Source organism: Sandarakinorhabdus cyanobacteriorum, from assembly GCF_002251755.1.
GTDB lineage: Bacteria > Pseudomonadota > Alphaproteobacteria > Sphingomonadales > Sphingomonadaceae > Sandarakinorhabdus > Sandarakinorhabdus cyanobacteriorum.
On sequence record NZ_NOXT01000087.1, the window covers coordinates 1 to 20,910 of the forward strand.

17 protein-coding genes are annotated in these 20,910 nt (G+C 66.3%); 3 read left to right on the forward strand and 14 right to left on the reverse strand.

Annotated elements, in window-relative coordinates; all coding sequences use genetic code 11:
• Positions 1–477: 477 nt before the first annotated feature.
• Entirely contained in the window at positions 478–3,036 is a 2,559-nt protein-coding gene (locus CHU93_RS04345) for a YbcC family protein (RefSeq protein WP_207759214.1), read from the reverse strand.
• A gap of 29 nt (positions 3,037–3,065) precedes the next feature.
• Positions 3,066–4,637, reverse strand: coding sequence for an NADH-quinone oxidoreductase subunit L (locus CHU93_RS04350; RefSeq protein ID WP_094472931.1), 1,572 nt, complete (start codon positions 4,635–4,637; stop codon positions 3,066–3,068).
• Positions 4,638–4,746: 109 nt separating this feature from the next.
• Here CHU93_RS04350 and CHU93_RS04355 point away from each other — a divergent pair, with 109 nt between their 5' ends.
• Positions 4,747–5,616 (forward strand): LysR family transcriptional regulator, encoded by an 870-nt coding sequence (locus CHU93_RS04355; protein ID WP_094472932.1) that lies wholly within the window; start codon positions 4,747–4,749, stop codon positions 5,614–5,616.
• 112 nt (positions 5,617–5,728) lie between these two features.
• Here CHU93_RS04355 and CHU93_RS04360 read toward each other — a convergent pair whose 3' ends face one another.
• Both CHU93_RS04360 and CHU93_RS04365 read right to left on the reverse strand, forming a co-directional pair.
• Positions 5,729–6,091, reverse strand: a complete 363-nt coding sequence (locus CHU93_RS04360; protein ID WP_133064314.1) for a hypothetical protein — start codon at positions 6,089–6,091, stop codon at positions 5,729–5,731.
• Positions 6,088–7,626, reverse strand: a complete 1,539-nt coding sequence (locus tag CHU93_RS04365) for a 2-isopropylmalate synthase (protein ID WP_094472934.1) — start codon at positions 7,624–7,626, stop codon at positions 6,088–6,090. The genes CHU93_RS04360 and CHU93_RS04365 overlap by 4 nt, the downstream gene beginning before the upstream one ends.
• Positions 7,627–7,861: 235 nt before the next feature.
• Here CHU93_RS04365 and CHU93_RS04370 point away from each other — a divergent pair, with 235 nt between their 5' ends.
• Positions 7,862–8,323 carry a DUF2721 domain-containing protein gene (locus CHU93_RS04370; RefSeq protein ID WP_165768598.1) on the forward strand — a complete coding sequence of 154 codons (462 nt, stop codon included), beginning with the start codon at positions 7,862–7,864 and terminating at the stop codon, positions 8,321–8,323.
• A 213-nt stretch (positions 8,324–8,536) separates the two neighbouring features.
• Here the strand turns inward: CHU93_RS04370 and ilvC are convergent, their stop codons facing one another.
• From ilvC to miaA, 7 genes are all read right to left on the reverse strand, one after another.
• Positions 8,537–9,556, reverse strand: a complete 1,020-nt coding sequence (gene ilvC, locus CHU93_RS04375; protein ID WP_086115737.1) for a ketol-acid reductoisomerase — start codon at positions 9,554–9,556, stop codon at positions 8,537–8,539.
• A gap of 133 nt (positions 9,557–9,689) precedes the next feature.
• A complete protein-coding gene (gene ilvN / locus CHU93_RS04380; protein ID WP_086115736.1) occupies positions 9,690–10,199 on the reverse strand; it encodes an acetolactate synthase small subunit in 510 nt (169 codons plus the stop codon).
• Positions 10,199–11,947 (reverse strand): acetolactate synthase 3 large subunit, encoded by a 1,749-nt coding sequence (locus CHU93_RS04385; RefSeq protein WP_094472936.1) that lies wholly within the window; start codon positions 11,945–11,947, stop codon positions 10,199–10,201. The genes ilvN and CHU93_RS04385 overlap by 1 nt, the downstream gene beginning before the upstream one ends.
• A gap of 118 nt (positions 11,948–12,065) precedes the next feature.
• Positions 12,066–12,383 carry a hypothetical protein gene (locus CHU93_RS04390; RefSeq protein WP_133064315.1) on the reverse strand — a complete coding sequence of 106 codons (318 nt, stop codon included), beginning with the start codon at positions 12,381–12,383 and terminating at the stop codon, positions 12,066–12,068.
• Positions 12,384–12,563: 180 nt separating this feature from the next.
• Complete coding sequence (locus CHU93_RS04395; RefSeq protein WP_165768599.1) at positions 12,564–13,961, reverse strand: choice-of-anchor A family protein; 1,398 nt, start codon at positions 13,959–13,961, stop codon at positions 12,564–12,566.
• Between the two features lie 325 nt (positions 13,962–14,286).
• Positions 14,287–14,991 carry a PEPxxWA-CTERM sorting domain-containing protein gene (locus CHU93_RS04400; RefSeq protein ID WP_094472938.1) on the reverse strand — a complete coding sequence of 235 codons (705 nt, stop codon included), beginning with the start codon at positions 14,989–14,991 and terminating at the stop codon, positions 14,287–14,289.
• 396 nt (positions 14,992–15,387) lie between these two features.
• Entirely contained in the window at positions 15,388–16,278 is an 891-nt protein-coding gene (gene miaA, locus CHU93_RS04405) for a tRNA (adenosine(37)-N6)-dimethylallyltransferase MiaA (RefSeq protein WP_423825892.1), read from the reverse strand.
• On the opposite strand from miaA, the gene serB reads away from it, so the two are divergent.
• Entirely contained in the window at positions 16,259–17,149 is an 891-nt protein-coding gene (gene serB / locus CHU93_RS04410) for a phosphoserine phosphatase SerB (RefSeq protein WP_094472950.1), read from the forward strand. The genes miaA and serB overlap by 20 nt on opposite strands.
• Before the next feature lie 4 nt (positions 17,150–17,153).
• Here serB and CHU93_RS04415 read toward each other — a convergent pair whose 3' ends face one another.
• The 3 genes from CHU93_RS04415 to CHU93_RS04425 are packed head-to-tail and all read right to left on the reverse strand — an operon-like array spanning position 17,154 to position 20,886.
• Entirely contained in the window at positions 17,154–17,540 is a 387-nt protein-coding gene (locus CHU93_RS04415; RefSeq protein ID WP_165768600.1) for a YbaN family protein, read from the reverse strand.
• Positions 17,541–17,578: 38 nt separating this feature from the next.
• Entirely contained in the window at positions 17,579–19,696 is a 2,118-nt protein-coding gene (locus tag CHU93_RS04420; RefSeq protein WP_094472939.1) for a glycosyltransferase, read from the reverse strand.
• A complete protein-coding gene (locus CHU93_RS04425; protein WP_094472940.1) occupies positions 19,696–20,886 on the reverse strand; it encodes an HlyD family secretion protein in 1,191 nt (396 codons plus the stop codon). Before CHU93_RS04425 ends, CHU93_RS04420 begins: the two co-directional genes overlap by 1 nt.
• Between the last annotated feature and the right edge of the window lie 24 nt (positions 20,887–20,910).

Below are 20,910 nucleotides of genomic sequence, written 5' to 3' on the forward strand. Positions count from 1 at the left end.
CTCCAACCCGCCCACACAAGTCCGGGGTGACGTGGGCAGGGGCGAGGCCCCTGCACCCGTTTGCTTTCGGGCGGTGCTCAGCAGCTGATTTGAGGTAGGAAGCCACCCCATCCCCACGTCGTCGCCCCGTGCTTGACACGGGGCTTGGCTGTTCTTTCGCACCGTCTTCAACAAGGCTCGGCGAGCGCCTTTCCCCTGACCCAAGCTGATGATCCCAATTGGGATGATCTGTGGGACAAATGGTCCAATTGGGACGGGGCACAAGGCGAGCCAAGCCCCGTGTCAAGCACGGGGCGACGGGGATTTGGAGCGACTGGAAAGAGGGCGAAAGCGGACGCGCCCCCATGCAGCACACCCGAAAACGAACGGGTGCAGGGGCCGCGCCCCTGCCCGCCGGAGGCCCCTGCCTTCTGCCCTTGAACGTACATCGGCGGCGCTGCCTGAAGGCAACGCCGCCGCCGGTTCGGTCAGTTCAGATCAGAGTGCGGTCCATTCGCCGTCGCGGTGGTAGCGGTGAGAGACCTGGCCGTCGTCGCCGATCGCCCAGAGGTGGATCCACTGGTTGTCGACGAGGTCGCGCACGGTCTGGCTGTTCATGATGACGCCCGTCATCGCGTCCAGCGGGGCTTCGATGAAGACGTTCAATCGCAGCGGTTCGTGGAGCAGCTTTTCGCCGTCGTAGACCGATTGCCAGGCGAGGCCGGTCTTGAGGTCGCCGGCGTTGCCTTCGAGCACGCCAAGCGTGCCGACGACGTTGTGCAGCACCTTGTTGCCGGCGCCCCACACCTTGTTGTTCACGGTTGAGCCGTAATATTGGAGGTTGATCCAGCTGGCGACGACCATCGGTGCGGTCATGATCAGGGTGAGGATGCCGAAGCCTTCATCCTGGCTCCAGTCATAGCTGTGCAGGAAGCTGCGGCCGCCGAGATCGATGCCGGCGGTGCGGTGGCGCGGGGCGGCGATGAAGGCGCCGTTGCCGGCGAGGCCCCATTCCGGGCGCACCTGGGCCCAATCGCGGCTGCGGCGCAGGACCTGGGCATCGATATCGCCATCGGGGGCATCGAGATTGAGGAAGCGGGCGCGTTCGCGGCGGGTGAGGGCCGAGGCGCGGTCGAGCCAGCCTTCCAGTTCGGCGACATCGGCGCGCAGGGCCGGCGGCACCCGATTGGTATCGAACAGGGTGATCTGATCGGTGGTGGTGCAGTGCAGGGCGCCGAGGAACCAGCAATCATCGGGCACGTGGATGCCGCGGCCGCGGAGGCCGATGCGCACCGCCGGATCGTTGAGGATATCGGCGGCGATGCGGGCATTGGCTTCGCCGGTGTGGCCACCGCAGGCCCCGCAATCAAGGCCGGAGGCGTGCGGATTGTTGGCGGTGGTGCTGCCGTGGCCGGCAAGGAGGACGAGGCGGGCGAAATCGCCGGTGAGGCTCATGGCGCGCAGCACGGCTTCGGCCTGGTTCAGCCGTTGTTCGGCATTGAGGCCGGTCATGCGGCCGCCCACGGTCATCGGATCGAGCCGGGGGCCGAGCTTGCCGATCACCTTTGCATCAAGGCCATCGGTGTTGGGATCGGACACGGTGCGGGTGAGGCCCAGTGCGTCGGACACCAGCTTGGGCGCGAAGGCGAGGCCCATCGCCTCGACATAGGTGAAGCTGGAGACGGCGGATTGCTTGAAGCTTTTCCAGGCCTTGGCGGCACGGCGGCGCAGCAGGCGCAGGCCCAGCACTTCGGTTTCCTCGGCCGGATCGGCGCCGTTCACCATTTCGGTGATGGTATAGGCCGGGGTGAGCAGCACCGGGCATTGCGCGCCGCCGGTTTCGCGGCCGATCGGCACATATTCGATGGGATAGCCGAAGAAGCCGGCAAAGCCGATGGTTTCGCCGCCCGGCACCACCTGTTCCAGCGCCCGGCGATAGACTTCGGAGCGGACATCGATGCAGAAGGCAGCCTGCAGCGGCTTGCGGCCCGAACGCGCCGGGATGGCAAAGGGCTGGGCGGCGGCTTCGTCGCGGGCGAGCTTGGCCAGCAGCTGCTTTTGCCAGGCGATTTCATAGGCCTCCTGGAACACCAGATCGAGCGCCAGATCGGGATCGGCCGACAGGCCGGCATCATCGGGCAGCTGGGCGGCCTGCTGCATTTCGGCAGCCCAGGCGGCCTGGAACTCGGCATCGGTGCGCTGGCGGAACAGGGCATAGCCCCAGGCCATGCGGATGGCGAGCAGTTCGACCAGGCGATTGTCTTGCCGGCCGTAGAGATTGTTGTCCCACACGAGGTAGCGGACATAGGCGGCCCAGCCGCCGATATCGAACAGGGCGCGGTGGAGATAATCGGTCTGGGCGCGCTCGGGGATGCCGATGGCTTCCACAATGAGCCCGATGGCGGCAACCGGATCGGCCGGCAGATCGGCGATGATGCGGCGGAAATCCTTGATGCCCATGGCTTCGGCATTGCGATCATGGCGCATGGTTTCGCGCCAGGCGGCCCAGGGGCTCATTTCGCGCTGCGGCATTTGCCAGCTGGCCTGGCCTTCATCGAAATAGGCGGCGCACCAGCGCGAGATTTCATCGACCATGAAGGCGGTGCGGCTGGCCTGACGGTCACCCGACGACAACCGGTCGAGCACTTCGGCGATGGTGGCGACCACAGCCGGGCCGCCCTTGCGCTGTTCGGCCGGATCGCGGGCCAGCGCCGCCTTGGCCAGCGCCACATCGGCCGGGATCGGCGAGTTGGCCGGCGCACGGGCCAGGGCTTCGGCGATATGGGCATCGGTGATGATGCCGGCGGCCAGCGCTTCGCGATAGAAGGGGCGGGCCATCAGCATGTCCACCTTGGCGACACGGCGCATGGTGGCAGTGGTGGCGGCAAAGCTCTGCCCCGAGAAGCCCAGATAGGGATTGACGGCGACGAAGTGCTTCAGCGGCCACAGCGGCGCGATGCGCTGGCAGGCGGCGGCGACGGCGGTTTCCAGCGCGGACGGGGCCGGCGGGGTGGCCGAGGCCTCGGCGGCGGCGGGGGGAGCGGTGTCGGTCATCATGGTTCAGGACCTTTCGCGAAATGGGGGGATCAGCGCCGGGCCGGCAGGCTGGTCGGCCACAGGGCCAGCACCAGCCGGTTGGCGAGCGTGTTCACATAGAGGCCGTTCTGGACATGCACATAGAAGGCGCGGGCCCAGGCCGGGGTGGCGGCCCCCTTGGCGGTGATGAAGCTGGCCTGGCCGATGGTGAGGGCGGCAAAGCCGGCGACGATGATGGCGATGGCGATCAGCGCAACCAGATCGGTGCGGGCGCCTTCGGCCGGCAGGGTGCCGTCCATCAGTGCGGCCATCCCGGCCTGCAGGGCGAACCAGCCGGCAGCGACCGCGATGGCGCCGACCACGGTGCGGGCGATCACGAAGCCGGTGGGGCGTTGATCGATCGACTGGGCGATATAGTGGGTGAGGCCCATCAGCAGGATGGCGCCGAGGGCGAACACGCCCGGCTGGGAGGCGACTTCAAAGCCCGACAGCGTGCCGGTGACACCAACCGCGGCCAGCACCAGCGCCACGGCCATGGCGAGGCGCGCCGGGTGCGGGGCACCGCCGGGGCTGGGCGACCAGCTGGCGCGGGCGATATCGATCACGCTGCCCGACGACAGGAAGGCGTGTGCCTTGTAGAGCGAGTGGGCAACGATGTGCAGCAGCGCCGCCGGCCAGGCACCCAGGCCGCACTGCAGCAGCATGAATCCCATCTGGGCGATGGTGGACCAGGCCAGCGAGACCTTGATGGCGTTTTGCGTGAGCATGACGACGCTGGCGAACAGCGCGGTGAAGCCGCCCACCACCAGCAGCAGATCCATCGCCGCCGGCGACAGTTCGAGCAGCGGGGCAAAGCGCAGGGCGAGGAAGCCGCCGGCGTTGATGATGCCGGCGTGCAGCAGGGCGGAGACCGGCGTGGGGGTTTCCATCACTTCGGTGATCCAGCCGTGCAGCGGGAACTGGGCGGACTTCAACAGGGCGGCAACCGCGATCAGCACGCCGGCCAGGATCACGCCGGGGGTGGCGCTGCCCTGCGCCTTCAGCGCTTCGACCATGCCGGTGAATTCCAGCGTGCCGCTGGCCTGCCACAGGCTGTAGATGGCGACGCCCAGCGCGGCATCGCCGATGCGGCTGGCAATGAACTTCTTGCGGGCAGCGAGGATGGCGGCCTGCCGGTCCCCATAAAACAGCAGCAGCTGGTTGAGGCCGATGGAGGTTGCCACCCAGGCGATGAAGAACATTGCCATGTTGCCCGACAGGATCAGCAGCAGCACGCTGGCAAGCGTGACCGACAGCAGCCGGGTGAAGCGGGCATGGCCGGGATCGCCGGCCATATAGTTGCGGGAAAAATGCACCACGATGCTGCCGACGAAGCTGACCAACAGGAACATCACGGCGGTGAGGCCATCGAACAGGATGGAGACGCCGGACAGTGCCGGGCTGGCGGCCGGGCCGGCCAGGGCAACGCCGATGGCGCCGGCCAGCGCCGTGGCAAGGGCGATCAGCGCGGCGGTGCGGGCATTGGCGGCAAGCGCCTTGGGATTGGCGGCGGGCACGAGCGCCACGGCGAGCAACGCCAGCGGGCCGGCAAGCGCGCTCCAGACAAGCGGGGTGATGGTCATCGGTGTCACTCCATGGGCGGCAGGGAACGACTGGCCATCTATGGGCTGTCATGATCCACGTAAAATAGATATATTGTGATGGTTCATTCGTTTTTGTGAAAGTGAAGCCATGCCGGCGCTCAATTACAACCATCTTCGCTATTTCCACGCCGTCGCCCACGCCGGCAGCCTGACCCGCGCGGCGGAGCAGTTGAACCTGTCGCAATCGGCGCTTTCGGTGCAGTTGAAATCACTGGAGGAGGCGCTGGGCCACGCTCTGTTCGATCGCGGCCCGCGGCGCATGTCGTTGACGGAGGCCGGGAAAATCGCGCTGGATTATGCTGACACGGTGTTTGCCGCCGGTGAGGCGCTGCAGCAGACGCTGGCCGGCCGGGTGCGCATCGATCAACAGGTGCTGCGCATCGGCGCCCTGCCCACACTGTCGCGCAACTTCCAGGCGGAGTTCATTGCGCCGCTGATCGGCCGGCGCGATGTGGAGCTGATCATGCTGTCGGGCACCATGCGCGACCTTCTGGCGCAGCTGGAGGCGCATGAGCTGGACGTGGTGCTGGCCAACCAGCCGCCGCACGGCAGCATCGCGCCCGACATCTTGTGCCGGCGCATCGCGCAGCAGCCGGTGGGCCTGGTCGCACCGCCCGGCCTGCTGCGCCGGCCGCTGGCGTTTCCGCAGGATCTGGCGAAACTGCCGGTGCTGCTGCCCACGCGCGGCACCGATATCCGCACCGGCTTTGACCAGTTGCTCGACGCCGCCGGCATCCAGCCGATCATCCTGGCCGAGGTGGACGACATGGCGATGCTGCGCCTGCTGGCGCGCAGTTCGGAAGCGCTGACGCTGGTGCCGCCGATCGTGGTGAAGGATGAACTGGCCGCCGGCACGCTGGAGGCGGTGTTCACCATCCCCGGCCTGACCGAGGATTTCCACGCCATCACCCAGCGGCGGCGGTTTCCCAATCCGTTGCTGCGGGAATTGATCCAGTGATGATCCTCCCCCTCTGGGGGAGGTGCCCGTAGGGCGGAGGGGGCCCACATGTATCGACGGACCCGCCCCCTCCGTCAGCCTGCGGCTGCCACCTCCCCCAGAGGGGGAGGATTTAGGGTGCCAACCGCGCCCGCACCACGCGGATCAGCGTGGGCAGATCGGGGATGGCGGTGAAATCGGCGGCGGTGACCAGTTGGGTCAGCTGCCCGCCGTCCTCCGCGGCCACCAGCGGCAGCGGCCAATCCGCGGCGTGCGGAAAGGCGGCGCGGAAGTCCGGGCGGTGGTGAAAGATCGTCTCCAGCCCCGTCTCGTCCAGAAACGCCCGCCATTCCCGCCGCATGCTGGTGAGCCCATAGGTGACGGCGCAGAGCTGGCAGGGGTAGGTGGACGGCGAGACAATCTTGTGCACGCTGTCCATCACCCCCGCCAATATTCCGGCATTGGCGTTGTAGACGATGACGAGCCGCCGGCTCACGCTGAGGCCGAGAGCGCTGACTTGCCCCGCTTCACCATCAGCTTGTTGAGCGCGTTCACATAGGCACGGGCGGAGGCCACCAGCGTGTCGGTGTGGGCGCCGGTGCCGCGCACGGTGCGGCCGTTTTCGGCCAGCACCACGCTGGTTTCGGCCTGGGCATCGGTGCCGGCGGTGACGGCATGAACCTGATAGAGGTTCAACACCGCCTCCTCATGCGGGACCAGCTTGCGGATGGCGTTGAACAGCGCATCGACCGGGCCATTGCCCTTGGTGGCGGCGGTCACCTCCTCCCCGTCGATGGACAAGGTGAGGATAGCGCGCTGCGGGCCGTTGCTGCCGCAATAGACCTCCACCTCCACCACCTGGATGCGGTCATGCCCACGCAGCACCTCGTCATCGACCAGCGCGATGATATCCTCGTCGAACACCTGCTTCTTGGCATCTGCCAGGTCCTTGAAGCGCTTGAAGGCGTCGCCAAACTCGTTGTCGCTGAGGTCATAGCCCAGCTCGGCCAGCTTGGAGCGGAAGGCGGCGCGGCCGGAATGCTTGCCCAGCACCAGGTTGGTCGCCCCCTGCCCGACGCTTTCCGGCGTCATGATCTCATAGGTGGAGCTGTCTTTCAGCATGCCATCCTGGTGGATGCCGCTTTCGTGGGCAAAGGCGTTGGCGCCAACGATGGCCTTGTTGGCCTGCACCTGCATGCCGGTCACGCCCGACACCAGCCGGCTGGCGCGGGTGATCTCGGTGGTGACGATGCGGGTCTGATAGGGCATCACATCCTGGCGCACGCGCAGCGCCATGGCGATTTCCTCCACCGCGGCATTGCCGGCACGCTCCCCGATGCCGTTCACCGTGGCTTCCACCTGGCGGGCGCCGGCGATGATCGCGGCCAGCGTGTTGGCAACGGCGAGACCCAGATCATTGTGGCAATGGGTGGAGAAGATCGCCTGATCGGCGTTCGGAACCCGGGTGATGACATCCCTGAACATCGCGCCATAGGTTTCGGGCGTCGCATAACCCACCGTGTCGGGCAGGTTGATGGTGGTCGCGCCCGAGCGGATGGCGGTTTCCACCGCATGGCACAGGAAATCCGGATCGGAACGGGTGGCATCCTCGGCCGACCATTCGACATCGCCGCACAGATTGCGGGCGAGGCCGACGGAGAAGCGGATCGCTTCCAGCACCTCTTCCGGGGACTTGTTCAGCTTCACCTTCATGTGCAGCGGAGAGGTGGCGATGAAGGTGTGGATGCGCGGGTTCCTGGCGCCCTTCAGCGCCGCCCAGGCACGTTCGATATCGGCGGCGGCGGCGCGGGCCAGGCTGGCAACGATGGCGGTGTCACACATGTTGGCGACGGCCTGCACGGCTTCGAAATCGCCTTCGGAGGCAATGGCAAAGCCGGCCTCGATGATGTCCACCCCCAGCGCTTCCAGCTGGGCGGCGACCTTCAGCTTCTCCTCGAGATTCATCGAGCAGCCGGGGGATTGTTCCCCGTCGCGCAAGGTGGTGTCAAAAATGCGGATACGATCGGTCATGGCTCTGCCTGTTCAAACTGGGCTGACATATTGGATGCGGTTTGTCCCCTCAAGGCGCGGCGCCGAGGGATCACGCCCAGCGGCCGCCATCACGCCCGAGGGCGTGTAAGTCGAAGCAGGAGGGCGGACACGAAAGCCATACGCCGTCCTTTACCGTGAACCCGCCCCCCCGCGCAAGATGTGTGCGCCAAATCGGCGCTTGCGGCGGCGACGATTGCGCGGCTTGATGGCAGGCATGGCCAATTTGTTCACCGTGATCGACATCGGCTCCGCCATTCAACAGGCGGTGGCACCAGTGTTCCTGCTGACCGCCATCGGCGGCATCCTGAACGTGCTGGCGCACCGCCTGAGCCGCGTGGTGGATCGGGCGCGCCACCTGGAAGGCGAGGTTGGCAGCTATCCCGCCGACCGGCGTCGCATTGCCATCGACGATCTGTCGGTGCTGGCGCGGCGGATGGCGGCGGCCAATTGGGCGATTGCACTGTGCACGCTGGCGGCCCTGCTGGTGTGCCTGGTGGTGGTGCTGTTGTTCATGGAGCAGTTGGTGAAGAACCAGCTGGACGAGGCGATTGCCTGGGTGTTCATCGCCGCGACGCTGATGCTCACCGGCGGGTTGCTCTTGTTCCTGTGGGAAATCCAGCTGGCCCTGCGCAGTGTGCGCGTGCGGGCGGCGGATATCCTGGCGGAGCGTCGGTAGGGCGCAGGCGCGACGGGGGACGCTGCCCACGCTCACGCCGCCGGCGGCGGAGCCGCCGAGTCGGCTTTTGCAAACAAGGAAAGCCAGAAAAGCGCGTGGCGGAGCCACGCCGTCAGACGAGTCAAAAAGGGCGGCCTGTCAGGGCCGCCCTTTTCGCTCGCTGGCCGATCTTGCCGGAGTCGGCGCGCGGCATGCGCGCTCGCCCGGCTGCGATCAGTTGCGGGCCTTGTCGACCAGCTTGTTCTTGGCGATCCACGGCATCATCGCCCGCAGCTTGGCACCGGTTTCCTCGATCGGGTGAGCGGCGGCGGCCTTGCGGCTGGCCTTCAGCTCGGGCTGGCCGGCGCGGTTGTCGAGGATGAAGTTCTTCACGAACCGCCCGCCCTGGATATCGGCCAGCACGCGCTTCATTTCGGCCTTGGTTTCGGCGGTGATGATGCGCGGGCCGGTGGTGATGTCACCATATTCGGCGGTGTTGGAGATGGAGTAGCGCATGTTGGCGATGCCGCCTTCATACATCAGATCGACGATCAGCTTCACCTCATGCAGGCACTCGAAATAGGCCATTTCGGGGGCATAGCCGGCTTCCACCAGGGTTTCGAAGCCGGCCTGGATCAGGTGGGTGAGGCCGCCGCACAGCACGGCCTGTTCGCCGAACAGATCGGTCTCGCACTCTTCGCGGAACGTCGTTTCAATGACGCCCGAACGGCCGCCGCCGATGGCCGAGGCATAGGACAGCGCCACATCATGGGCATTGCCGCTGGCATCCTGGTGGATGGCGATCAGGCAGGGCACGCCGCCGCCCTTCAGATATTCGCCGCGCACGGTGTGGCCGGGGCCCTTGGGCGCGATCATGAACACGTCGATATCGGCGCGCGGTTCGATCAGGCCGAAATGCACGTTGAGGCCGTGGGCGAAGGCCAGTGCGGCGCCGGGCTTCATGTTGGGGCCCAGATCATCGGCATAGATGGCGGCCTGATGCTCATCGGGCGCCAGCACCATGATCACATCGGCCCAGGCGGCGGCTTCGGCATTGCTCAACACCTTGAACCCGGCGCCTTCGGCCTTCTTCGCGGTGGCCGAACCGGGGCGCAGGGCGATGGCAACCTCCGCCACCCCCGAATCGCGCAGATTCTGCGCATGGGCATGGCCCTGGCTGCCATAGCCAACGATGGCGACCTTCTTGGCCTTGATCAGGCCGACATCGGCATCGGCATCATAATAAACGCGCATGTCCTGTCCTTCTTCCTTCTGCTCCCCTCCCGCTGGCGGGAGGGGCTGGGGGTGGGAATGCCCACCCGGATCGATTGTGCGGGATTGGCAGCAACGCCCACCCCCGACCCCTCCCGCAAGCGGGAGGGGAGATTTAGACCGCCTCCGCACCCCTTGCGATGGCGACCACCCCGGTGCGGGCGACCTCGACGAGGCCAACCTCCCGCATCAGGGCGATGAACTGGTTCACCTTTTCGGTGGAGCCCGACACTTCGAACACGAAGCTGGCGGTGCTGGTGTCAACCGGGCGGGCGCGGAAGATGTCGGCGAGGCGCAGCGCCTCCACCCGCTTGTCACCCACGCCGGCCACCTTCACCAGCGCCATCTCGCGCTCCACATGCGGGCCCCAATCGGTGAGATCGACGACCTTGTGCACCGGCACCAAGCGATCCAGTTGGGCCATGATCTGATCGATCACCGGCGGCGGGCCGTTGGTGACAAGGGTGATGCGGCTGACCTCGTGATTGTCGGACACGTCGGCCACCGTCAGGCTCTCGATATTATAGCCGCGCGCCGAGAACAGGCCGACGATGCGGGCGAGCACGCCGGCTTCGTTGTCCACCAGGATCGACAGCGTGTGCCGTTCAGACGGGAGATGTTTCATCACACCAGGGCCTTGGCATCGTCATCGGCTTCGCCGCGTTCATCGGCGGCCGACAGGATCATGTCGGTATGGGCGGCGCCCGACGGGATCATCGGGAAGCAGTTGGCGAGTTTCGCCACCCGGCAATCCACCACCACCGGGCCAGGATGATCGAGCATGGCCTGGATGCCGGCATCAAGATCGTCCGGCCCCTCGATGACAATGCCCTTCCAGCCATAGGCTTCTGCCAGCTTCACGAAATCGGGCAGGCTGTCGGAATAGGATTCGCTGTAGCGGCTGCCGTGGTTCAGCTCCTGCCACTGCCGGACCATGCCCATATATTCGTTGTTGATGATGAAGATCTTCACCGGCAGGCGATATTGCACCGCCGTGCCCAATTCCTGGATGTTCATCTGGATGCTGGCTTCACCGGCGATATCGATCACCAGCGCGCCCGGAAACGCCAGCTGCGCGCCGATGGCGGCCGGCAGGCCATAGCCCATGGTGCCAAGCCCGCCGGAGGTGAGCCACTTGTTGGGATCATGGAAGCCGAAATGCTGGGCCGCCCACATCTGGTGCTGGCCCACTTCGGTGGAGATGATCGGCTTCTTCGCCTTGGTCATCTCGTAAAGGCGCTGGATGGCCTTTTGCGGCAGCAGCGAATCGCCCTTCTGTTCAAAGCCGAACGAATTGCGCGCGCGCCAGCCTTCGATCTGGGCCCACCAGGCCTTCTGATCGGCGGCGCGATGACCACGCGCGCGCCAGACCTTCAGCATATCCTCCATCACGCTGCCGACATCGCCCTGGATGGTCAGATCCACCCGCACCGTCTTGTTGAAGCTGGAGCGGTCGATATCGACATGGATCTTGCGGCTGTGCGGGCTGAAGGCATCAAGCCGGCCGGTCACGCGATCGTCAAAGCGCGCACCGAGGCAGACCATCAGGTCGCACCGGTTCATCGCCATATTGGCTTCGTAACTGCCGTGCATGCCCAGCATGCCGAGGAACTGCGGATGCTCGTGCCCGAAGCTGCCCAGACCCATCAACGTGCTGGTGACCGGCGCGCCGGTCACCTTGGCCAGCTCGCGCAGCAGCTGGCTGGCGATGGGCCCGGAATTGATGATGCCCCCGCCGGTATAAAGGATCGGACGCTCGGCCGCGGCCAGCATGTCCACCGCCGCCTCGATCGCGGCCAGATCGCCCTTCACCTGCGGCTTGTAGGTCTTGTGGGTGATGGCGCCGGGCTTGGCATAGCGGGCCTTCATGATCTGCACATCCTTGGGGATGTCGATCACCACCGGGCCGGGCCGGCCGGAGCGGGCGATGTAGAAGGCCTCGTGCAGCACGGGGCCCAGCTTCGCCGTCTCCTTCACCAGATAATTATGCTTGGAACAGTGGCGGGTGATGCCCACCGTGTCGCATTCCTGGAAGGCATCGGTGCCGATCAGATGCGTTGGCACCTGGCCGGTAAGGACGACCAGCGGGATCGAATCCATCAGCGCATCGGTGATGCCGGTGACGGCATTGGTGGCCCCGGGGCCGGAGGTGACCAGCACCACGCCCACCTTGCCGCTGGCGCGGGCATAGCCTTCGGCGGCGTGCACGGCCGCCTGCTCGTGGCGCACCAGGATGTGGCGGATGCGGTTTTGCTGGAACAGCGCATCATAAATCGGCAGCACGGCACCACCCGGGTAACCGAACACAACCTCCACCCCGAGGTCGATCAGCGACTGCACAACGATTTCGGCGCCGGTGATCTCCGTGCCCATGGCCTTGCGTCCCAAAACAACAAGCGTCTGCGGGGATACGCGGACGCAGGGCTGCTGTTAGGGGAAGGAAATTAGCCGGTCAAGCCTTTATCACGCAATTTTCATGCGCAAAGGCCAATCAGAAAACAACTTCCTGCAAGCCGGCGCCGCGACGACCAAAGGCCAGGGCCAGAGCCAGAACGCCAACAAAGCTGGCAACCAATGGTGCCGGCACGTCGGTACCCGCCGGGGCAGCGGGCGGCAATTGCCCCGGTTCACATGTATCGACCGCTGCAAAGCAGGCGCTCGGCAACTGGGCGGGCTGGTCAATCATCACGGTAGCGGCAGCGGGCATGGCCAACACCATCACCACAAGCCCCATCGTCATCCATCGGCCCATCGTCATTTCAACCCCCGGTCTGCTGCGATGCACAATGGCATGGGCCGATGACAGCATGATGACTCCTGCCAGAGCCAGCAACGCAATCTCAACAGCTTGCCCTGAGGATAAATCCGGCCCCACCCGGCAATCCCCGTGCATCGATACGCATATTGGAGTGTCAGTTACGCAGGTGCGTCAATACGCGATGCATGCACAGCGCATATCCCGGGCAGCAAATGCGATGAAGCGATGGCTTCAGGCGGCAAGGGACCGGCGACGGCGGGCCATGGCACCGACCAAGCCAAAGCCGGCGATCAGCATCGCCCAGGCCGATGGCTCAGGGATTGCGCCCGCCATAAACGTGTCGGCCGCCTGAAACGTGCCCAGATGGACTTCATCCTGCATGGTGTAATTGCGCGCCACCACCGAACCTTCCACCACTTTGGCCGTGATGCTGGCCAAAGGTGCCAGAATCGAACCCTGGAATTGCGCACCAATGTTGATGTTGGTGGCGTCCACGAAGTTCCAGATGACCTGCGGATTGTTGGCGCGGGCATTGTTGATGAAGTTGCTGTTGATGGACAGCGCGTTGCTTCCAATACCGGTGACATTGATGATCACCGGCAGGCTGGTGTTCGGGAAATTGTAACTGAACTGCTGCGTGTTGAAGAAGCTGGAACCGTTGATGCTGAACAGCGCAAAGCCGGAACCACCATCAACCGCATTGAAATATGCGGTCTGGTTGCCGCCGGTGAAACCGATGGTGCTCGGCGTGGTAACGGTAAGACTGGCCAGCGTTGTGGAAAGCGCCTGCACATTTGCCGCCATAACGAGGGCTTCGCTGGCGATCGCAGGCGCTGTGGGAGCTGCGGGCACCACTGGCGCTGGCACCAGCGGATTGAAGCTGTAGTTGCTGTTGAAGGTCGCGCCGTTGGTGTTGCCACTGATGCTGCCGCCGGCATAGACGGCCACGCCGCTGCTGCCGTTGAAATTGGTGATACTGCCACCCGCCTTGATCACACTGCCGCCGCCAGCATTGCCCTGGCTGATATTGCCGGCAACTGAAACCGTCTGATTGTTGCTACCTGCAAGCTGCTGGACATTGCCGCCAACAGTTGCCGTGCCGCCGGCGCCAAATCCAAGTGTGCCAACATTGCCGGACACGCTGACATTGGTGTTTTGGCCGCCATTGATGCTGCCGTTGACACTGCCGCCGACCCCAAGTGTCACCCCGTCAGACAAATTGACGCCGTTGAGCAGCGACCCGGTAACATAGAGGGCCGTACCGGCGCCAAGGTTAAGATTGTTGGTGACGTTGCCGCCGATCCGGGCCGTGCCACCGGTGCCGTTGAAGCTGATGCCCGGAACATCGCCCTGGATGTCGACGCCAAAGACATTCTGCACGCCGAAATCACCAACCTTGGCGCCGCCTGTGCCATTGGCACCATTGTTGATGTTGAGCGTGGGCGAAACACTGCCGCCAACCGAGAGCGTGGCGCGCGTCGATGCGGTGAAGCCCTGGCCGTTGGCGCTGCTGCCGATACCAATTTGGGTCGAATTGCCGGTGACATTGCGGCCGACAAAGGCCTTACCCTCAACCTCCCCGCCCTGGACGTTGAGATCGTCGAGGACAATCAAGTTCAGTTCCCGCATCGCCTGGAGGCCTGCATGCGCGGGGGTGACCGCAGCGGCAGGCGCCGCCATTGCGGACACGGCGGCCGCCATCAACAACGTGGTTCTTACTGTTGCGCTCATGACCCATCCTGAAGCGGCGCGGCCCTCGATGCGGCGCATGGACCGGTTATAGCGAATTCCGGCCTGAATGAACGCCTAATATATTACTAATCAGGATTGGTGCGCCCTTTCTCCGATGGCCGGGCGGTGCGCAGGATCAGGAATGCGCTCGACCCAAACAGAAAGAGGGCTGCACCGGTATCCGGTGCAGCCCCCTTTTGAACCTGTTGGCTTGATCGAAGGATCAGGCGGCAACAGCGGTGCGGCGACGGCGCAGACCGAAGCCGACCATGCCGAAGCCGGTCAGAATCATGGCCCAGCTGCGCGGTTCCGGCACGGCGGTGATGACGCGGACATAGTCACCAACGAGGGCAGTCGACGACACGGTGAAGGTCAGGGTCTTGTTGCCCGCGCCACCGATCGAGTAGGCGTCCGGAGCGCCGTCCAGGCCCGAGTGCAGGGTGCCGTAGGTGGTGCCCTGCGCGCCGAAGATGCCGTTGGTCGACACGAAGTTGGCGCCGGCGCGGCCGGTGTCATGCAGGATGATGCCCAGGATGCGGCCGTTGAAGGTCACCGAACCGGTGGCGTTGCGCGATTGGATGCCAGCCGGATCCAGGATGATCAAGTGGCTGTTCACGGTGGTGCCGGCGGCGATCAGCGTGCTGAGCGGCGCGATGGCGGCCAAGGTGTTGGCGATGGTGGTGCCCGAAGCCAGGTCCTTATTGATCACGCGCTGGGCAGCGCCCAGGGTGACCTTCTGACGCTCGTTGATGCCCAGCACGTTGGTGCTGTTCACCTGGTTCGCCTGGATGTGCGCCAGGTTGGTGACCTGGAAGCTGCCGCCATTGGTGACGATGTTGCCACCGGTCAGCACGCCCGACACGATCACGGCGTTGGCCGGGACGGCGGCGAGCAGGGCAGCGGTGGCTGCGACGAGGAACTTACGCATGGGTTATCTCCCGTTTTTGAAACCGCAGAACATCATGCAAAGGTCGTGCCAATTAAATTCGGCTGCATTTTCAACGATTTGCAGAATCTCGGGCAAAATTGCCTGTAAAGCGGCTCGACAAGTGCCAAAATGGAGCGGCTTCAGCCTCGGCCAGATCGCCCCTAGCGACGGCCCAGCCGCACCCGCCGAACCTTAATCGTATATTGCGCGTTTCTTTGCCGGCACAGGATTGGTGCGATTCCGGCGCTCAAAAATGACCAATTGGTTGCGTTAAGGTTAATTAACAGCGCCCCGCCAGACGCCGCCTGACAAATATGTTTTCAAGGCGTTAACCATGAAATTCACAGCAGAGTGTAAAGCTGACCGACACCCTGCCGTTATGCTTGTTCCCGCCGATCAGGCCGGGGCCACGCGCGCCCAATCGGGGCACTGGTTCCGCGCCCAGGTCTGCTGGCGCTTCTGATATTGCCGGGTCGCGGCCAGCGCTTCAGCCAGCGCCTGATCAAGGCTGCATTGGCCGGCCAGATGTGCGGCCAGTTGCGGCACGGCCAGCGCCTTCATCACCGGGGCATCGCCGGGCAGACCCAGCGCGACAAAGGCCGCCACCTCCGCCAGAGCGCCGGCTGCCACCATGGCGACCAGCCGGGCTTGCGCGCGGGCATGCAGCTCGGCACGCGGCCGATCCACCACCAGGCCCTGCACGGCATCGGTGCCCAGCCCGCCCTCGCGTTGCTGCTGCCAATCGGCCAGTGGGCGGCCGGTGGAACGCACCACCTCCAGCGCGCGCAGCGTGCGCTGCCGGTCGGCCGGCATCAGCCGGGCGGCAGCGGCGGGGTCTTCGCGTTCCAGCGCGGCGCGGGCATCGGCCGTTTCCAGGGCACGCACGGCGCGGCGCACATCTTCATCGATGGCCGGCACCGGCGCCAGCCCGTGCACCAGCGCGGTCAGATACAGGCCGGTGCCGCCAACAATGATCGGGTGCCGGCCCTGGGCACGCGCCGCGGCAATTTCGGCCTGTGCCATGTCGGCCCAGCGCGCGGCCGAGCAGACATCATCGCCGGCCAGCACGCCATACAGCCGGTGCGGCGCGGCGGCGAGATCATCGGCGCCAGGCCGGGCGGTGACAATGGCAAGATCGGCATAAAGCTGGCTGGCATCGGCATTGATGATCACGCCGCCCACGCGGACCGCCAGTTCCAGCGCCAGAGCAGACTTGCCGCCGGCGGTCGGCCCTGTCAGGACGGTGACCCGGTTGAGGTCGAGGTTCATGGCAGACGCGCTCATCATCACTCTGGTTGCCGAAGGCGCCTTGTCGCCCGGCGATGTCTCTGCGGCAAGCGATGTCGTGCGCGGCATCGGGGCCGAGGTGGTGGCGCAAAGCTGGCTGGAGGCCGGCGACGCCTTTGACATATTGGCGCGCGGCGACGGGCCAGCCGTGCGGGCCGCGCTGGAAGCGGCGCTGCCAGCGGTGGATGTGGTGGTGCAGGCCGGCGGCAGCCCGCGGCGCAAGCGGTTGATCGTGGCCGACATGGATTCAACCATGATCGCCTGCGAATGCATCGACGAACTGGCCGATTATGCCGGGGTGAAGGCCGAGGTTGCCGCCGTGACCGAGGCGGCGATGCGCGGTGAACTGGATTTTGCCGGCGCGTTGAAGGCGCGCGTGGCGTTGCTGAAGGGCTTGGCCGTGGCGACGCTCGCCGATTGTCTGCGCGACCGGGTGCGGCTCAATCCCGGCGCGCGCACCTTGGTGCAGACGATGGCGGCCAATGGCGCGCGTTCCCTGCTGGTGTCGGGCGGGTTCATGGATTTTGCCGTGCCGGTTGCCCAGCAGATCGGCTTTGCCCGCGCCATCGCCAACCGGCTGGACCGGGATGGTGACCGGCTGGCCGGCACGGTCGCTGATCCAATCGTGGATGCCGCCGCCAAGCAGGCGCTGCTGGAAGCCGATGGCACGCCCCTGAACGCGGTGGTGGCGGTGGGCGATGGCGCCAACGACATTCCGATGATCACGGCCGCTTGTGTCGGCGGCGGGCTGGGCATCGCCTATCACGCCAAGCCCAAGGCGGCGGCCGCGGCCCAGGCCCATGTGCGCCACGGCGATCTGACCGTGCTGCTGCGCGCCCAGGGCTATGTGCGGGCCGACTGGCAGGGCTGACGGTTCAAGCCGCCGGCGGTTTCGGCCCACTGGGGCGGGTGAGGATGAAGAGGCTGGTGGCCGGAAGGATCACGGCCTGGATGATGATCACCCGTTCCGGCGCACCCATGATCCAGCTGGCGGCGAACACCCCGGCCATCGACACGATGGCAAAGGCCTTTGCGCGCGGGCTGATGGCACCATGTTCTTCCCAATTGCGGATGAGTGGCCCGAAGCTGCGGTTGGCCAGCAGCCAGGCGTGCAGGCGCGGGGAGCCATTGGCAAAGGCCCAGGCCGCCAGCAGCACGAACGGCGTGGTGGGCAGCAGCGGCAGCACGATGCCGGCAATGCCCAGCGCCAGGCTGGTGAAGCCGAGCAGGAGCCACAAGGGCCGGAACAGGGGCCGGAACATGCCCCTGCCATAGCAGGCGGCGGCCGCAGCGCCAGTGGTCAACCGGCCCGGCGGATGGGCTGCGACGATGCCGCTTGTGCGTTTGCCGCCGCCGGGGCCAGCACATGGGTCTGCTTGGGCAAGCGGTCATCGCACAGGGCTGCCCGTTCGGGCGCCTGGCCGGCGGCGCCTTGCGGCAGCCGCATGTCGGCCGTGACGATGCGGGTGAGCATGGCGCGGGTGGCCTGCCACAACGGCACGTGGGACACGGCGCTGTTCATGCCATTGGTGAACAACGACACGATCAGCCGGTCGCGCGCCGGGCTGTCCTCGGCGGCAAAGGCGATGCCGATGCGCCCGCCGTGGCAGCGCGCCACCACGCCATCGATGCTGCCGATGCCGCGCAGGCGCACGCGCACCGGTTCGCCCTTCACCAGCCCGTCGCCGGCCAGCGCGATGCCCGACACCGAAATGTCGAGCCCGCGTGCCAGCGTGGCGTGGCGGGCATCGCGGCGCCAGATCGCCACCTGATCATCCAGCGCAAACCGCTCCTCGGCCCTAAGCGCCGGGCGGCCGAGGCAGAGCATGGCGGCGAGGAACAGCACGACGATATTGACCAGCCCCCAGAAGGCCACCATCGGCACCAGCGCGCCCTGGGCGACAATGCGGGTTTCCGGGATGGCGTTGATGACAAGGCCGGCAAGCGTCGCCAGCATCAACCCGGTGGCGGCAAGGAAAATCCCGCGTTGATAGCCGCCGCCGGCCGCATCGCTGCCCTTGGGGGTCACCTTGAAGGCGTGGCCGTGCGGCTTGATCAGCGTTTTCAGGATCACCGGCAGCAGGCGGAAGCTCTGGAAGGTGCCGAGCACCTGCGCCGCGATGGGGAAATAGCGGCCGCCGCCCAGCAGCACGATGCCGCCCACCTGCGCCACCACCATCGGCACCAGGAAGAAGATGGCGCTTTCGGCGGTGACGCCGACCAGGGGGGGAATGTCGAAAAACAGGAAGACCAGCGGCGAGATGATCGAGGTCAGCATCATCAGCGCTTGGCTGAGCCACGCCGTGGGCAGGAAGAAGAGGCGGTGGCGCAGCGCATGGCCGGGGCCGAGCGGGCCCGATTTCAGGAACAATATCTGCATCGCCCCCTGCGCCCAGCGCGCCCGCTGCACGAAAAAGGCATCCAGGCTTTCGGGAGCCAGACCAAAGGCCAGCGGCTCATTGAGATAGCGGGTGACATAGCCTTTCTGCAGCAGCGCGAGGCTGAGCAGCATGTCTTCGGTGATCGATCCCGCCGGCAGGCCGCCGCCAATGGCGTCGAGCGCGGCTCTGCGGGAGATGCTGTTGGAACCGCAGCAGAAGGCGGCATTCCAACCGTCGCGGCCGGGCATGATGGCTTCGAAGAAAAAGCGCTGATCATCGGGCAGTGCGTCGCGCAGGGCGAGATTCTGCTGCAGCGGATCATGGTTGTAGAAGCTGTGCGGCACCTGGACGATGCCGATGGCCGGATCGTCGAAAAAGCCCATGGTGCGTTTCAGAAACCCGCGCTGGGGCACGAAATCGGCGTCGAACACCGCGACGAACGGCGCGCGCGTCACCTTGAGCGCGTGGTTGATGTTGCCGGCCTTGGCATGAAGATTGTCGGGCCGGGTGATATAGCCGGCGCCCTTGGCGGCACACAGGTCGCGCAGCCAGGCGCGGCGGCCATCATCGGCCACCCAGACATTGAGATTGGGCCAATCCAGCGCCAACGCGCCGAGGATGGTCTTTTCCAGCACCTCGATCGGTTCGTTGTAGGTGGCGATGATCAGGTCCACCGCCGGCCAGTCGGCGCGCGGGCGTGCCGCCAGCCGGGCGGCGCCGGCGTCGGCCTCCGCACTGCGGTTGGTGCGGCGCATCAGGCCGGCAAACAGGATGGCGGCATCGAACAGGCCGAACAGTTCGACCGCCAGGCAGAACAAGGCAAAGCCCAGGGCTGCCCAGCCGGCATCCCAGGGGATTGTGACGGTGAAGCGCCAGTGGAGATAGGCGCCGACCACCAGCGCCACCACCGCCACAATGCCGATGCGGGTGGCCGGCCGCTCCAGCCCGGCCAGCGGCGCCAGCAACAGGCCGGCAACGCACAGCAGCAGCGGCGCGGCGACCAACAGCGCCGGCGCGGTGTCCAGCGGCGGGATCATCACTTCCAGCGCGGGAAGCGCACCTCGGCCAGGCGGCCGACATCGCAGCGGCGGGCGAGGCTGGCCGGCGGCGGCAGGCTGATCTGCACCGAAAGCGCCCGCGCCTCCTTGTCGGGGTTGGCGGCCAGCATGGCACCATCGCGCTGCGCCGCGGCCTCGGCGATGGAGGCGACCCGGCCGGCCAGCCACTCGTCGCTGCCGATCAGCCGCACCTTCGCCGGGCTGCCCGGCAGGATCGCCTCCATCCGCCGCTCCGGCAGTGCCACCTCGACATAGCGGCGGTTGCAATCGGCCAGTTCAAGCAGGTTGGAACCGGGCGCCACCGTGGTGCCCCTGGGTGCCGGTTGCGACCAGACGACGGTGCCAGCCGGCAGCCGGGCATCAAAGGCGCTGGCGCGGGCCAGCCGCTCCTCCTCCGCCGCGATTTGCCGGGCCAGCTCGGCCAAACGGGCCTCGGCATCGGCAACCACGCTTTCCAGTTCCTGGCGGCGCAGCAGCAGCCGGTCGCGCTGCTGGTCGCCATAAGGCGCGTCCATTGCCGCCCCGGCCAGATAGAGGCCATGGCCCGCCGCGCGGGTTTCGATGGCGAGCGCCATGGCCTGATCCTTCAGCGCGGCGCAGCGGCGGGCGCTGGCCAGCGCCTGGGCGCGCAGCCGGTCGCGCTGGGTGAAGGTGGCAAAGCGCTGGGCGGCCAGCGCCTCGATGCGGTCGCGTTGCAACACGGCCTCGGCGGCTTCGGCCTCGCAGGCGGCCAGCGCCTCGTGCGCGGCGCGGGTGGTGGCCGCAAGGCGCGCGCTGGCCGCCTGGCCAAAGCGGGCGGAGCGGCTGGCGGCGCGGGCGCTGGCGCTGGTGAGTTCGGCAATCTGGCGCAGGGCCAGATCCCGCACGCTGATCAGGGCGGCCTGCTGCCCCTTGAGGGCGGCCAGCGGCCCGGTGTCGATGAGGCGCGCCGTCACCAGCCGGGCGGTGCGGCTGGTGGTGATGGCGCTGCCCGGCGGCGGCAGATCGGTGGCGACGATGCCGGGGATCGGGGAGGCCATGCGGATGATCGGGGCGTTGACGAACGCCTCGCCGCCCACTTCGGTGGTGACATAGGGGGCAAAGGCCCACAGCCCCAGCGCCGCCATGCTGGTGGCCACCGCGACGCGCACCTGGTTGGATCGGATCAGAGTTTCAAAACGGCCGGCCATTGCTGCCCTTTCCTTGTGAGGAAG